This is a genomic window from Kitasatospora sp. NPDC058115 (genome assembly GCF_042884635.1).
In the GTDB taxonomy this organism is placed as follows: Bacteria; Actinomycetota; Actinomycetes; order Streptomycetales; family Streptomycetaceae; genus Kitasatospora.
Map to the genome: position 1 here is coordinate 15,079 of NZ_JBHVTL010000024.1, position 14,993 is coordinate 30,071.

The 14,993-nt window shown below is 73.3% G+C and carries 5 protein-coding genes; all 5 read left to right on the forward strand.

From position 1 onward, the window contains the following. The first annotated feature begins 150 nt into the window (after positions 1 to 150). The 5 genes from ACFVVL_RS24625 (at position 151) to ACFVVL_RS24645 (ending at position 14,966) form a co-directional block, all read left to right on the forward strand. Positions 151 to 1,029 carry a sterol desaturase family protein gene (locus ACFVVL_RS24625; RefSeq protein WP_387678662.1) on the forward strand — a complete coding sequence of 293 codons (879 nt, stop codon included), beginning with the start codon at positions 151 to 153 and terminating at the stop codon, positions 1,027 to 1,029. Positions 1,030 to 1,319: 290 nt separating this feature from the next. Further along, positions 1,320 to 10,838, forward strand: a complete 9,519-nt coding sequence (locus ACFVVL_RS24630) for an amino acid adenylation domain-containing protein (protein WP_387678665.1) — start codon at positions 1,320 to 1,322, stop codon at positions 10,836 to 10,838. A gap of 58 nt (positions 10,839 to 10,896) precedes the next feature. Continuing rightward, the gene (locus ACFVVL_RS24635; protein WP_380290078.1) at positions 10,897 to 12,087 is read left to right on the forward strand and encodes a cytochrome P450; all 1,191 of its coding nucleotides are present in this window, start codon (positions 10,897 to 10,899) and stop codon (positions 12,085 to 12,087) included. Between the two features lie 93 nt (positions 12,088 to 12,180). Further along, complete coding sequence (locus ACFVVL_RS24640) at positions 12,181 to 13,911, forward strand: phytoene desaturase family protein (RefSeq protein ID WP_387678872.1); 1,731 nt, start codon at positions 12,181 to 12,183, stop codon at positions 13,909 to 13,911. After that, positions 13,908 to 14,966, forward strand: coding sequence for an MDR family NADP-dependent oxidoreductase (locus ACFVVL_RS24645; protein WP_387678669.1), 1,059 nt, complete (start codon positions 13,908 to 13,910; stop codon positions 14,964 to 14,966). The genes ACFVVL_RS24640 and ACFVVL_RS24645 overlap by 4 nt, the downstream gene beginning before the upstream one ends. Positions 14,967 to 14,993: the final 27 nt, after the last annotated feature.

A 14,993-nucleotide genomic window follows, 5' to 3' on the forward strand; every position in this document is an offset into this window, starting at 1 on the left:
GCGGGATCGGGGTTCTCTGTAGATCATCGGACAAATCGAGAATTCCATGATTCTCCTCGAAAATGCCTGGCGATGCCTTCGGGGCGCCCTTAGTATCTGAACGAACACTTTCGGTGATCGTTCGACGAAGGGCCGCGAAAGGGGGCTGTCATGCGTGAGCAGCTTCGGACCGTGCTGCGCCGGGTCGCCTATCCGTTCCTGCTGGTCGGCCTCGTCGTGGTATCGGTGGCGACCCTGCGTCTGCGCTGGGACCTCGGCCGGGCGAACCAGCTTTTCCTGCTCGGGACGATCGCCTACATGGCATTGCTCGAACGGATGATTCCGTACGAACCGGAATGGCTTCCGCATGTGCGCGAGTGGGGCTGGTACGGGATCTACTTCGTGCTGACGATGATCGGCGGGGCGCTGTCCCAGATCCCGGTGTCCGCTCTCGTCGGCTGGGCGGCGCCGTCCACGGGGGTGCTGCCGCTCTGGGGGGAGATCCCGGCCGCGCTGCTGCTCGGCTCGCTGGCCAATTACCTGGTCCACCGCTGGTGCCACACCAACCCGAGGCTCTGGCGGCTGCACGGGGTCCACCACGTGCCCGACAAGGTGAACGTCGGCAACAACGGGGTCAACCACCTGCTGGACGTCCTGCTCACCCAGGGCTGTGTCCAGTTCTCGCTGGCGCTGGCCGGCTTCTCGGAGCCGGCGGTGTTCGTGGTGGGCCTGTTCGTCGTCGCCCAGGGCTACTTCGTGCATGCCAACATCGACGTCCGGCTCGGCCCGCTCAACCACGTGCTCGCCGGTCCCGAGCAGCACCGCCTGCACCACAGCACCGACCTGGCGGAGGCCGGCCACTACGGTTCCGACCTCTCGGTGTGGGACCACGCCTTCGGCAGCTTCACCTGGAAACCGGGGCGCCGCCCGGTCGCGGTGGGGCTGGCCGATCCGGGCGCCTTCCCGGCCACCGGCCGGGTGATCGCCAGCCATCTCCAGGCCTGGCGCCGCCCGGCCCGGGCGGAGGGCTCCCCGACCGGCTCGACCTGACCCCGCCGAAGCCGTTCAGCCCGAAGCCGACCAGCCCGAAGCCGTTCACCCCGTCGCCGTTCAGCTCCCAGCCGTCCAGCCCCCAGCCGTCCATCCGGTACCCGACCCGACCGGAGCCGATCCGCCCGCACCCGTCCTCCGACCGACCCCCACCGACCGGCCCGTCCCCTCGGCCGCCCCGGTGTCCGGCCTGCCCGGACCCGGCGCCCCGACCCGTGTCCCCCCGCGCACGCGGTGCTCCCGCACTCCACCCGCGCGCGCGAACGCAGCGACCCAAGGACTCGACTCGCATGACGGATTCCCGCTTCGTCACCTCACCGGAAACCTCCGAACGCCCCGCACCCGCCGGTCCGTCCGCCGCCGGGCGGGAGAAGATCGCGATCATCGGGATCGGTCTCCGCCTGCCCGGCGGGGCCTGCGACCACCGGTCGTTCTGGCAGAACCTGGTCGAGGGCAAGGACTGCATCACCCCCACCCCGCGCAGCCGCTACGACGTCGCCACCCTCGGCAGCCGCGACAAGGCCAAGCCCGGCCGGCTGGTCGGCGGCCGCGGCGGCTACATCGACGGCTTCGACGAGTTCGACCCGGCGTTCTTCGGCATCAGCGGTCGCGAGGCCGACCACATGGACCCGCAGCAGCGGAAGCTGCTGGAGGTGGCCTGGGAGGCACTGGAGGACGGCGGGCAGAAGCCCGCCGAGCTGGCCGGCCGCGAGGTCGGCGTCTACGTCGGAGCGTTCACCCTGGACTACAAGATCGTCCAGTTCTCCGACCTGTCCTTCGAGACGCTCGCCGCGCACACCGCCACCGGCACCATGATGACGATGGTGTCGAACCGCATCTCGCACTGCTTCGACTTCCGCGGCCCCAGCGTCTCCATCGACACCGCCTGCTCCTCCTCGCTGGTGGCCGTCCACCTCGCCGCGCAGAGCCTGCAGCGCGGCGAGACCGATCTGGCCCTGGCCGGCGGCACCCTGCTGCACATCGCCCCGCAGTACACCATCGCCGAGACCAAGGGCGGCTTCCTCTCTCCCGAGGGCCGCTCGCGCACCTTCGACGCCGCCGCCGACGGCTACGTCCGGGCCGAGGGCGTCGCCGTGGTCGCGCTCAAACGGCTCTCCGACGCCCTGCGCGACGGCGACCCGGTGCACGCCGTCGTCATCGGCAGCGGCGTCAACCAGGACGGCCGCACCAACGGCATCACCGTGCCCAACCCGGACGCCCAGGTCGCGCTGATCGAGCGGGTCTGCGCCGAGGCCGGGATCACCCCGGGCGCCCTGCAGTACGTGGAGGCGCACGGCACCTCCACCCCGGTCGGCGACCCGATCGAGGCGAACGCGCTGGCCCGGGCGCTCGCCGTCGGCCGCCGCCCCGGCGACACCTGCTACGTCGGCTCGGTGAAGACCAACATCGGGCACACCGAGTCCGCCTCCGGCCTGGCCGGGCTGATCAAGTCCGCGCTCGCCCTCGAACACCGCACCATCCCGCCGCACATCAACCTGGAGACGCTCAACCCGGCGATCGACCCGGCCACCCTGCCCTACGAGATCCCCACCGAGCCGACCCCCTGGCCGGCCCACGAGGGACCGGCCCGCGCCGGGGTCAACTCCTTCGGCTTCGGCGGCACCAATGCGCACGTCCTGCTGGAGGCCGCGCCGGAGCCCGCGCCCGCCGACGACCCGGCGCCCGACGCGGACCTCGCGCACCCCGCCGGCGTTCCCGCCGACGTCCCCGCCGGCGTTCGCGCCGACGTCCCCGCCTGGACGGTGCTGCCGCTCAGCGCCCGGGAGGCCGCGGCCCTGCCCGAACTGGCCGCCGGCGTCCGGGAGGAACTGGCCGGCGTCCGCGGCGGCAGCCCGGCCCGCCCGGCCGACCTCGGCCACACCCTGGCCCACCGCCGCCAGCACCACGACGCCCGGCTGTCGGTCGTCTACGACGCCCGCGAGCACGCCGCCCGCGCCTCCCTCGACGAGGCGCTCGGCGCCCACCTGCGCGGCGAGCCGCACCCCCGGGTCCTCACCGACCACCGCCGCGAGGCCCGGCACCGCCGGCTGGCCTGGGTCTTCACCGGCATGGGCCCGCAGTGGTGGGCGATGGGCCGTCAGCTGTTCGCCACCGAGCCCGTCTACCGGGAGGCCGTCGAACAGGTCTCCGAACACCTCGCCGAACTCACCGGCTGGTCGCTGACCGACGAACTCGCCGCCGACGAGGCGACGTCCCGGATGGCCGAGACCTGGCTCGCCCAGCCCGCCAACTTCGCCGTCCAGACCGGCCTCGCCGCGCTCTGGCGCAGCCGGGGCGTGCGGCCGGACGCGGTCGTCGGCCACTCCACCGGCGAGGTCGCCGCCTTCCACGAGGCCGGTGTCTACGACCTCGCCGACGCGGTCAAGGTGGTGGTCCACCGCAGCCGCCTGCAGCAGAGGCTCGCCGGCACCGGCGGCATGCTCGCGGTCGCGCTCACCGAGGCCGAGGCGCTGCGCCGGATCCGCCCGTACGGGGGCGCCGTCTCGGTCGCCGCCGTCAACAGCCCCGGCTCGCTCACCCTCGCGGGAGACGAGCCGGCCCTGGCCGAGCTCGCCGCCGCGCTCACCGCCGAGCAGGTCTTCGCCCGTCCGCTGACCGTCGAAGTCCCGTACCACAGCGCCCGGATGGAGCTGATCAAGGACGAGCTGCTGGAGTCGCTGGCCGACCTCAAGGCCCGTCCGGCGCAGGTCCCGCTCTACCTCACCGGCCGCGAGGGCACCGCGCACGGCACCGAACTGGACGCCGGGTACTGGTGGCACAACGTCCGTGACAGCGTGCGCTTCCGGCAGGCCGTGGAGCGGCTGACCGACGACGGCTACGGCCTGTTCCTGGAGATCGGCCCGCACCCGGTGCTCGGCCGCTCGATCCAGGAGACCGTGGAGGCCCACCCGGGCACGGCGGACCGGCCCGAGGTGCGCACCCTGCCCTCGATCCGCCGCCAGGAGGACGAGCGGGCCGTCCTGACCGCCTCGCTGGCCGCGCTGCACAACCTCGGGGTCGCGGTCGACTGGTCGGTGCTGCAGCCCGCCGGGCGGATCGTCCCGCTGCCGCGCTACCCGTTCCGGCGCGACCGGCACTGGGTGGAGCCCCGGCCGGTCGAGCAGGTCCGGCGCGGAGAGCTCGACCACCCGCTGCTCGGCCGTCGGCTGCCCGGGGCGGAACCGGCCTGGGAGGCCCGGCTGGACGCCGAGGCGCTGCCCTACCTGGAGGACCACCGGATCCAGGGCGACGTCCTGTTCCCGGCCGCCGGGTACCTGGAGATGGCCGTCCAGGCGGTCCGCGCGCTCACCGGCGGGACGGACGCCGCCCTGGCCGACATCGAGCTGCGCAAGGCGCTGTTCCTGCCGGACGAGGAGAGCCGCGCCGTCCGGCTGACCCTCTCCGCGGAGCAGGGCACGTTCACCGTCGCCACCGGCGAGGGTGCCGAGCGCACCGTGCACACGGTCGGCAGCGTCCGCCCCGCCCAGCGCCGCCGGCCCGGCCGGCCGTTGGACGCCGGGGCGGTGCGCGGGCGGGCGGTGCGCCGGCTCGCCGGGCCCGACTGCTACGCGGAACTCGCCGCGCTGGGCTACCACTACGGCCCCGCCTTCCAGGGCATCGAGGAGGTCTGGATCGGGCCCGGCGAGGCCCTGGCCAGGATCCGCCCGACGGCGCCGGTCGCCGGGCAGGGGGAGCACCACCAGGTGCACCCGGTGGTGATGGACGCGTTCTTCCAGACCCTGCTGACGCCCCAGCTGCTGGACGGCCGCCCCGGGGGCACCGGCATCCGGCTGCCGGTGGCGATCGCGGAGGTCCGGCTGGACCAGGTCGGCGAGCGTCCGCTCTGGGTGCACGCCACCGTCACCCGGGACGCCGGCGGCGAGCTGGTCGGCGACCTCGCGGTGCACGACGAGCACGGCGCACCGCTCGGCGGGATCACCGGCTTCCGGGCCGCCGACGTCGAGCAGGCCGCCACCGCCGTCGGCCTCTCCACCATCGACGGCTGGCTCGCCGAACCGTCCTGGACGGAGCTGCCGGCCGCCGCCGAAGCCCCCGACCTGCTGGCCGAACACCCCGACCACTGGCTGCTGTTCGCCGACCGGGGCGGGGTCGCCGACGCCCTCGCCGGGCGGATCGCCGCGCGCGGCGGCAGCTGTCTGCTGGTCCGCGCCGGTACCGGCTACCGGCCCGCCGGGGGCGGCCACCCGGCCACCGTCGACCCCGGCTCCGCCGAGGACCTCGCCCGGCTGCTCGCCGACCACCGGGCCACCGGCGCCCCCGACCCCGCCGCCGTGGTCCACCTGTGGAACCTCGACCGTCCCGGGCTGGCCGGGGCCGATCCCGCCGTCGTCGCCGGTCACACCGCCGCGGGTGCCTACAGCCTGGTCGCCCTGGCCGCGCTGCTGGCCGCCGAACTCCCCGACTGCCGCCTCCACGTGGTCACCCGCTCCGCCCAGTCCACCGCCCCCGGCGAGCTCGTCGAACCCCTCGCCGCCCCCGCCTGGGGCATCACCCGCGTCCTGCGTCACCAGGAACTCCCCTCCCACCAGGGCAAACTGATCGACCTCGGCCCGTCCGAGGAGGCCGGAGCCGGAGTTGTAGCCGGAGCCGGAGCCGGAGCCGGAGCCGCGGAGGCCGGTGCCGGGCCCGAGGCCGAGGCCGGGGCGCTGCTGCGGGAGTTCGCCCTCGCGGACGAGGACGAGATCGCCCTGCGCGACGGGCGGCGGCTGACCAGCCGGCTGCGGACGGCCGAGGGCCTGAGCCGGCCGCTCGCGCCCCGGCTGCGGGCGGACGCGGCGTACCTGGTGACCGGGGCGTTCGGGGCGCTCGGCCGGCTGCTCTGCCGCACCCTGGTGAAGCGCGGGGCCCGCCGGCTGATCCTGGTCGGCCGCAGCCCGCTGCCGCCGCGCGAGCAGTGGCGCGACCTCGACCCGGCGAGCCCGGCCGGGCAGCGGGCGGCGTTCCTGCGCGAGCTGGAGGCGCTCGGCGCCGAGCCGGTCCCGGCGGTCCTGGACGTCACCGACGAGGCCGCGCTGGCCGCCTGGCTGGCCGAGTACCGGCGGCTGGACCGGCCGCCGGTGCGGGGCGTCTTCCACCTCGCCGGGCAGGTCAGGGACACCCTGGTCGGCGAGCTGGACCGGTCGACCTTCGAGACCGTGTACGGCCCCAAGGTGCTCGGCGCCCTCGCCCTGCACCGGCAGCTGGCCGGCGAACCGCTCGACCACTTCGTGCTGTTCGCCTCGATCGCCTCGCTGCTGACCACCGCCGGACAGACCAACTACGCCGCCGGCAACGCCTTCCTGGACGCCCTGGCCCACCACCGCCGGGCCCTCGGCCTGCCGGCGCTCAGCCTCGACTGGGGCCCCTGGGCCACCGGCATGATCGAGGAGCTCGGCCTCATCGACCACTACCGGCACAGCCGGGGCATGAGCTCGCTCGCCCCGGAGACCGGAATGGCCGTGCTGGAGCGGGTGCTCGGCCAGGACCGCGCCCAGCTGCTGGTCGCCACCGTCGTCGACTGGCCGGTGTTCCTCTCCTGGTACCCGGCGCCGCCGCCGCTGGTCGCCGAACTCGCCGCGGCCGCCCGGGAGGCCGCCCCGGCGGCCGGGCAGACCGGCCTGCTGGACGCCCTGCGGGCGGCCGGGGAGGAGGAGCGGCGGGCGCTGCTCACCGAGCGGTTCACCGCGCTGGCCGCCACCGTGCTGCGGGTGCCCGCCGAGCAGGTCGACCCCGCCGCCGGCCTCGGCGGCCTCGGCCTGGACTCGCTGCTCGCGATGGAGCTGCGGGCCCGGCTGAGCAGCGAACTGGGCACCACGCTCCCGGTGGTGGCGCTGCTCGGCAACACCCCGGTGGCCGAACTGGTCGCCCGGCTGCACGAGTCGCTGGCCGAGCTGCTGGACGAGGACCCGCAGGGCCCGGGCGCGGCCGAGGTCGAGCGGTACGAGGACGAGTCGGCCCACCCACTGACCCAGAACCAGAAGGCGCTCTGGTTCCTCAAGCAGCTCAACCCGGACGGCTTCGCCTACAACATCGGCGGCGCCGTCGAGGTCCGGGTGGAGCTGGAGCCCGAGCTGATGGCCCTGGCCTTCCGGGCCATGGTCGAGCGCCACCCGAGCCTGCGGGCCAACTTCGTGCTGGACGGCGGCCGGGCCGTGCAGCGGATCTCCGCCGCGGTGGAGCCGGACTTCGGGGTCTTCGACGTCGAGGGCCTGGCCTGGGACGACATCCACGCGATGATCGTCCGCGAGTACCGCAAGCCGTACGACCTGGAGCGGGACCCCCTGGTGCGGTTCCGGCTGTTCCGGCGCGGACCGGCCCGCTGGGTGATCATGAAGGCCGTCCACCACATCATCTCGGACGCGATCTCCACCTTCACCTTCATCGAGGAACTGCTCGCCGTCTACGAGGGGCTGCGCCGCGGCCGGGTGCCCGAGCTGCCCCCGGTGGCCGCCCGCTACCTGGACTTCCTCAACCGGCAGAACGCCTTCCTGGCCGGCCGCGAGGCACCGAGGATGCTGGAGTACTGGCGCTCGCACCTGCCCGCCGAGGTGCCGATCCTCAGCCTGCCCACCGACAAGCCGCGCCCCGCGGTGCAGACCCACAACGGCGCCTCCGAGTTCTTCGTGCTCGACGAGGAACTCAGTGCCCGGGTGCACGCGCTGGCCCGCGAGCACAACGTCACCGTGTTCATGGTGCTGCTCAGCGCCTACTACCTGCTGCTGCACGCCTACGCGGGCCAGGACGACGTCATCGTCGGCAGCCCGGTGACCGGCCGCACCGACGAGGAGTTCGCCGGCGTCTACGGCTACTTCGTCAACCCGCTGCCGCTGCACGTCTCACTGGCCGGCGCCCCGACCGTCGCCGAACTGCTGGACCGGGTGCGGACCACCGTGCTCGGCGGGCTCGACCACCAGGAGTACCCCTTCGTCCTGCTGGTGGAGAAGCTCGGGCTGCAGCACGACCCGAGCCGTTCGGCGGTCTTCCAGGCGATGTTCATCCTGCTCCACCACAAGGTGGCCACCGAGAAGTACGGCTACCACCTGGAGTACATCGAACTCCCCGAGGAAGAGGGCCAGTTCGACATCACCCTGTCCGCCTACGAGGACGAGGCCGAGCGCCGCTTCCACTGCGTCTTCAAGTACAACACCGACCTCTTCCTGCCCGCGACGATGGCCCGGATGGCCGGCCACTACGTCAACCTGGTCGACGCCCTGACCACGGCCGGGCCGGAGCGGGCCGCCACCGGTCTGGAACTGCTCGGCCGCGAGGAGCGGGCGGTGGTGCTCCGGGAGTGGAGCGGCGCCGGCCGGCGGGTGGCGTTCCCGGAGCCGGTGCACGAGCTGGTGCTGCGCGCGGCGGCGGCCGACCCGGAGGCGCCCGCGGTGGCGGCGCCCGCCGAGTCCGGCCCGACCGTCCGGCTGTCCTACGGCGAGCTGGCCGAGGGCTCCCGGCGGGCCGCCGCCCGGCTGCGCGAGCTGGGCGCCGGGCCGGGCACCGTGGTGGCGCTCTGCCTGCCGAAGTCGCCGGAGCTGGTCACCGCCCTGCTCGCGGTGCTCCGCACCGGCGCCGCCTACCTGCCGCTGGACCCGGACCACCCGGTGGACCGGCTGGCGTACATGGTCCGGCACGCCGGTGCCGCCCTGCTGGTCGGCGACGACCCCGAGCGGCTCGGCGGACTGCCCGCCCGGCTGGTCGGCACCGCGGAACTCGACGCACCCGCGGCCGGGTTCACCGACGCGGTGGTGAGCCTCGACGACCCGGCGTACGTCATCCACACCTCCGGTTCCACCGGCCGCCCCAAGGCGGTGCGGGTCTCCCACGGCAACCTCGCCTCGGCCTACCGGGCCTGGCAGGCCGAGTACCGGCTGGACACCGACGCCCGGGTCCACCTCCAGATGGCCGGTCCGTCCTTCGACGTCTTCACCGGCGACGTGGTCCGCGCCCTCTGCTCGGGCGGCTCCCTGGTGCTGGTCGGCCGGGAGCTGCTGTTCAACACCGCCCGGCTGTACGAGGTGATGCGCACCGAGCGGGTGGACGCCGCCGAGTTCGTCCCGGCGGTGGTCCGCACCGTCCTGGACCACTGCGAACGCACCGGGCGGGACCTGGCGTTCATGCGGCTGCTGGTGGTCGGCTCGGACGTCTGGAAGGTCGAGGAGTACCAGCGGCTGGGCGCCCTGTGCGGTCCCCGCACGCGGCTGGTCAACTCCTACGGCCTGACCGAGACCACCATCGACAGCGCGTACTTCGAGGGCCCGGCGGACGGCCTGGAGCCCAGCCGGATGGTGCCGATCGGGCGGCCGTTCCCCAACAGCGCCTTCTACCTGCTCGACGCGCAGGGCCGCCCCGTGCCGCCCGGCGTCACCGGGGAGCTGTGGATCGGCGGCTCCGGCGTCGCGCTCGGCTACCTCGGCGACGAGGAGCAGACCGCCGGCCGCTTCGCCACCCTGCCGCTCGGCGGCGCCGACGGCACCCGGCCGGTCCGGCTCTACCGCACCGGGGACCTCGCCCGCTGGGACGCCGACGGCGGGGTGCACCTGCTCGGCCGGGCCGACTCGCAGATCAAGGTCCGCGGCCACCGGATCGAGCTCGGCGAGATCGAGAGCCGGCTCGCCGACCGGCCCGAGCTGGAGCGGGCCGTGGTCACCGTCCGGCCGGACCACGCCGGCGAGCCCGTGCTCTGCGCCTACTGCGTACCGGCCCCCGGTCGGACCTTCGACCACCGCGCGCTGCGCCGCCGACTGGCCGGCCACCTGCCGACCTTCATGATCCCGACGCACTTCGTGGAGCTGCCCGCGCTGCCGCTCACCGCCAACGGCAAGGTGGACACCGCCGCGCTGCCCGAGCCCCGCACGGACGCCGCGGAGGCCTCGGAGCCGCCGGTCACCCTCTACGAGGTCCGGATGGCCGAGCACTGGCGCACGCTGCTCGGCATCGAGGAGCCCGGACTGCAGCACGACTTCTTCGAGTCGGGCGGCTCCTCGATCAAGCTGATCGAGCTGATCCACGGGCTGCAGTCCGAGTTCAACATCAGCATCCCGGTCAGCCGGCTCTTCAAGGTCACCACCCTGCACGGGATGGCGAAGACGGTCGAGCACATCATCACCGGCCGGATCGAGGGCGGCCAGCCGTACCTCTGGTTCAACCAGGAGCAGCAGCAGACGCTGTTCTGCTTCCCGCCGGCCGGCGGCCACGGCCTGGTCTACCGGCAGTTCGCGGCGCACCTCCCCGAGTACCGGATGGTCGCCTTCAACTACGTGACCGGGGACGACAAGGTCGCGCAGTACGCCGATCTCGTCGAGGCGCTCCAGCCGGAGGGCCCGTGCGCGCTGCTCGGCTACTCGCTCGGCGGCAACCTCGCCTTCGAGGTGGCCAAGGAGCTGGAGCGGCGCGGCCGGGCGGTGCCCAATGTGGTGATCATGGACTCGCACCGCATCCCGGAGTCCTTCGACCTCGCCGACGAGCACCTCCAGGCCTTCGAGCGGGAGCTGGCCGAGCACCTCCAGCGGCACACCGGTTCGGCCGCGGTCGCCCAGGAGACCCGCGAACAGGCCCGGGACTACCTGCGGTTCTGCAGCCGCACGCCCAACCTCGGGGTGGTCACCGCCGCGCTCAGCGTCATCTCCGACGACGAGAAGGTGGCGCTCTACGAGGCCGGGCAGCACGGCGCCTGGCACGGCAGCTCGGCCACCGGGACGGCCGTCTTCAAGGGCTTCGGCCCGCACGCCGAGATGCTCGACCGCGAGTTCATCGCCCACAACGCCGGGCTCGCCCGGTCGATCCTCACCGGAGCCGCCCCCTATGCGTCCTGAGACGGTCCGGGTCCGCGCCCCGCGCCTGCCCGCCCCCGCACGAGAGACGGATCCGCCCATGCTGCGCCAGCACCCGCCGCTGACCTACCCCTTCGAGCCGAACGGCCTCGAACTCGACCCCCGCTACGCCGAGCTGCGCGAGCAGCCGCTGGTCAGGATCCGGATGCCGTACGGCGACGGCGCCTGGCTGGTCACCCGGTACGAGGACGTCCGGGAGGTGCTCGGCGACCCCCGGTTCAGCCTCGCCGCCGCGATGGGCGAGGACCAGCCGCGGATGCGCCCGGTGGCCCGCACCGGCGCCGGCCTGTTCTCCACCGAGCCGCCCGAGCACACCCGGCTGCGCTCGCTGGTGGCCAAGGAGTTCAGCGCCCGCCGGGTGGAGCGGCTGCGGGTGCGGGCCCGGGAGCTGGCCGACGAACTGCTCGACGGCATCCTCGCCAAGGGCCGGCCCGCCGAGCTGGTCGAGGACTTCGCGATCCCGATGCCGACCACCATCATCTGCGAGGTGCTCGGGATCCCGGCCGAGGACCACCGGATGCTCTGGCGCTGGGCGGAGACGGTGCTGTCCGCCGTCACCCCCGGCGAGGTGCTGGCCGTCGACGGGCAGGCGTTCATCGACTACATGGCCGGGGTGCTGGAGCTGCGCGGCCGCGAGCCCGGCGAGGACCTGCTCACCACGCTGGTGGCGGCCTGCCGGGAGCAGAAGCTGATCAGCGAGGAGGAACTGCTCTCCATCGCCTGCGACCTGCTGATCGCCGGGTTCGTCTCCACCACCAACCAGATCGGCAACTTCCTCCACCAACTGCTGGTGAACCCGGAGGAACCGGCCCGGCTGCGGGAGCACCCCGAGCTGATCCCGAAGGCCGTCGAGGAGCTGATGCGCTACGTGCCGCTGCTCACCGGCTTCAGCCTGCCCCGGTACGCCACCGCGGACGTCGAGCTGGGCGGGGTGGTGATCCGGGCCGGCGAGGCGGTGATGATCGCCACCGCCGCCGCCAACCGTGACCCGGAGGTCTTCGAGGAGCCGGAGCGGCTGGTGCTGGACCGGCAGGCCAACCCGCACATCGGCTTCGGCCACGGCGTGCACTACTGCATTGGTGCGCACCTCGCCCGGCTGGAGCTCCAGGTGGCGATCGAGCAGGTGCTGACCCGGCTGCCCGGGCTGCGGCTGGCCGTCCCCGAGCGCGAACTGCGCTGGAAGGAGGACGCGATGGTGAACGGGCTGCAGGCGCTCCCGGTCACCTGGTGAGCGGTCGCCGACCCCACCCACACGGCTAGGCAAGGACGACGAGGAAGGCCAGGAATGGCACGGCAGACGGACACCGCCCAGCGGCGGGAGTCGATGATCATCGTCGGTGGCGGGCTCGGCGGCCTGTCCACTGGCTGCTACGCCCGGATGAACGGCTACCGCACCAGGATCTTCGAGATGCACGAGATCCCCGGCGGCTCCTGCACCGGCTGGGACCGCAGCGACTTCACCTTCGACTGGTGCATCAGCTGGCTGCTCGGCAACGGCCCGGGCAACGAGATGTACCAGATCTGGCTCGAACTGGGCGCGCTCCAGGGCAAGGAGATGCGGCACTTCGACGTGTTCAACATCGTCCGGGCCCGGGACGGCCGGGCGGTCTACTTCTACTCCGACCCGGACCGGCTGGAGGCCCACCTGCTCGGCCTCTCCCCGGTCGACGCGGCGCCGATCCGGGAGTTCTGCGCGGGGATCAGGACCTTCCGCAAGGCGCTCGCGGCCTATCCGTTCCTCAAGCCGGTCGGGCTGATGGGGCGGCTGGAGCGCTGGCGGATGCTGGCCTCCTTCACGCCGTACTTCAACACCATCCGCAAGTCCATCGCGGTGCTGATGACGGACTTCTCGCAGCGGTTCCAGGACCCGCTGCTGCGCGAGGCGTTCAACTTCATCCTCTACGAGAAGCACCCGGCCTTCCCGGTGCTGCCGTTCTACTTCCAGCTCGCCTCGCACGCCAACCGGGCCGCGGGGGTGCCGGAGGGCGGTTCGCTCGCGCTGGCCCGGTCGATCGAGGAGCGCTACCGCGGGCTCGGCGGGGAGATCACCTACAACGCCAGGGTCGAGGAGATCCTGGTCGAGCACGACCGCGCGGTGGGCGTGCGGCTCAGCGACGGCCGCGAGTACCGCGCCGACATCGTGGTGTCCGCCGCCGACGGCCACACCACGGTGATGAAGCTGCTCAAGGGGCAGTACCTCAACGACACCTACCGCCGGCTCTACACCTCGCTGATCGACGAGCCGGGACAGCTGTCGCCGGGGTACGTGGCGCTCTTCCTGGGCCTGCGCAAGCCCTTCCCGACCGGCGACCCGTGCACCACCTACCTGCTGGGCGAGCGGGAGGCGGCCCAGCTGACCGGGATCCGCTGCCCCTCGATGAACGTCCAGTTCCGCACCCGGCACTACCCCGAGCTGGCGCCGTCCGGCTCGACCGTGGTGTTCGCGACGTACTTCTCCGACATCGCCCCCTGGCGGGCGCTGTCGGAAGGCCCGGAGCGGTCCTCGCGGGTGCGGCGCGGCGAGGAACTGCACACCCTGCCGGTCAAGCACGGCCGGGAGTACCTGGCGGCCAAACGGCGGGTCCGCAACGGCATCGTCGGCTTCCTGGACGAGCGCTTCCCGGGCTTCAAGGACGCGGTGGCCGTCGCCGACGTGTCCACCCCGCTCACCCAGGTCCGCTACACCGGCGTCTACGACGGCACCTTCCCCGGCTGGAACCCCTTCGTGGAGGGCGCCGAGACGGTGGAGGAGGAGATCAAGAAGAGCGGCCCGGTGCTGCCGGGGCTGTCGAACTTCTACCTCTCCGGGGTCTGGGCGACCATCGGCGGGCTGATCCGGGCGGCGGCCGCCGGGCGGCACGTCATGCAGTTCATCTGCCGGGACGACGGACTGGAGTTCACCGCCGAGATCGACCCGGGCGCGCCGCTGCCGACGCACCTGGTGATTCCGGTGGGCCGGCCCGCGGGGCCGGCCCGGCAGGCGGCGCCGGCGGGGGCCGACGGGGCGGGACGGACCGAGGACAGCGAGAACGTGGAGACGGGAGCCCTGGCATGAGGATCGAGAAGTGGGTGGTCCGGGAGCACCTGGACGGTGTGCCCGACGTCAACCGGATCTACGAGAAGGTCGTGGAGGACGTCGAGATCGACCTGCGGCCGGACGAGATGCTCTTCCGGACCAGGTACGTCTCGGTGGACCCGTACCAGAACGGCCTGGCGCTGGAGACGCCGGTCGGCCACCACATGGGCGCCGACTCGATCATGGAGGTGACCGAGGCCGGGCCGGAGGCGGCGTTCGCGGTCGGCGACCTGGTGCAGGGCTTCGGCGGCTGGCGCACCCATGTCGTCCACAACGGCGCCGAGGAGCTGTGGACGACCGGTACCTTCCCGATGGTCTTCCCGGCCTACCGCCGGCTCGACCCGTCCTGGTACGACGAGCGGCTGCCGCTGTCCACCGCGCTCGGCGTCATGGGCGCGCCCGGGATGACCGCCTGGGGCACGCTCACCCGCTTCCTGGAGGTCCGCCCGGGCGACACCGTGGTGATCAGCGGGGCGTCCGGCTCGGTCGGCACCCTGGTGGGCCAGTTGGCGAAGCGGGCCGGGGCCGGCCGGGTGGTCGGCACCACCGGCTCGCCGGGCAAGGCCGAGTACATGCGCGAGCTGGGCTTCGACGAGGTGGTGCTCTACACGCAGGGCGACGACGCGGAGAAGGCCCGGCAGGCGCTGGTGTCGGCCGCCCCGGACGGCGTCGACCGGTACTTCGACAACCTGGGCGGGGCCGTTACGGACGCGGTGTTCACCATGCTGAACGTGGACAGCCGGGTGGCGGTCTGCTGGCAGTGGGCGACCACGGTGAACGGCGAGCTGACCGGGCCGCGGTTGCTGCCGTACATCATGTTCCCGCGCACCACGATCCGCGGGATCTTCGCCCAGGAGTGGTTCACCGAGCCGCTGTTGGCACAGATGCACCGCGAGCTGGGCGGGCTGGTCGGCCGCGGGGAGATCCGCTACCACCAGACCGTGCACAAGGGGTTCGACGCGATCCCGCAGGCCTACCGGAGCCTCTACCTGGACCGGGAGGCCAATCGGGGCAAGGTGCTGGTCGAGGTGTGAGCCGGCCCCGGGCGGGCGGCCGGAACC

Excerpts from the sequence above, each read along its gene's own strand:
- ACFVVL_RS24625 (WP_387678662.1), top strand. The coding sequence starts at position 151 with ATGCGTGAGCAGCTTCGGACCGTGCTGCGCCGGGTCGCCTATCCGTTC.
- ACFVVL_RS24630 (WP_387678665.1), top strand. The coding sequence starts at position 1,320 with ATGACGGATTCCCGCTTCGTCACCTCACCGGAAACCTCCGAACGCCCC.
- ACFVVL_RS24635 (WP_380290078.1), top strand. The coding sequence starts at position 10,897 with ATGCTGCGCCAGCACCCGCCGCTGACCTACCCCTTCGAGCCGAACGGC.
- ACFVVL_RS24640 (WP_387678872.1), top strand. The coding sequence starts at position 12,181 with ATGATCATCGTCGGTGGCGGGCTCGGCGGCCTGTCCACTGGCTGCTAC.
- ACFVVL_RS24645 (WP_387678669.1), top strand. The coding sequence starts at position 13,908 with ATGAGGATCGAGAAGTGGGTGGTCCGGGAGCACCTGGACGGTGTGCCC.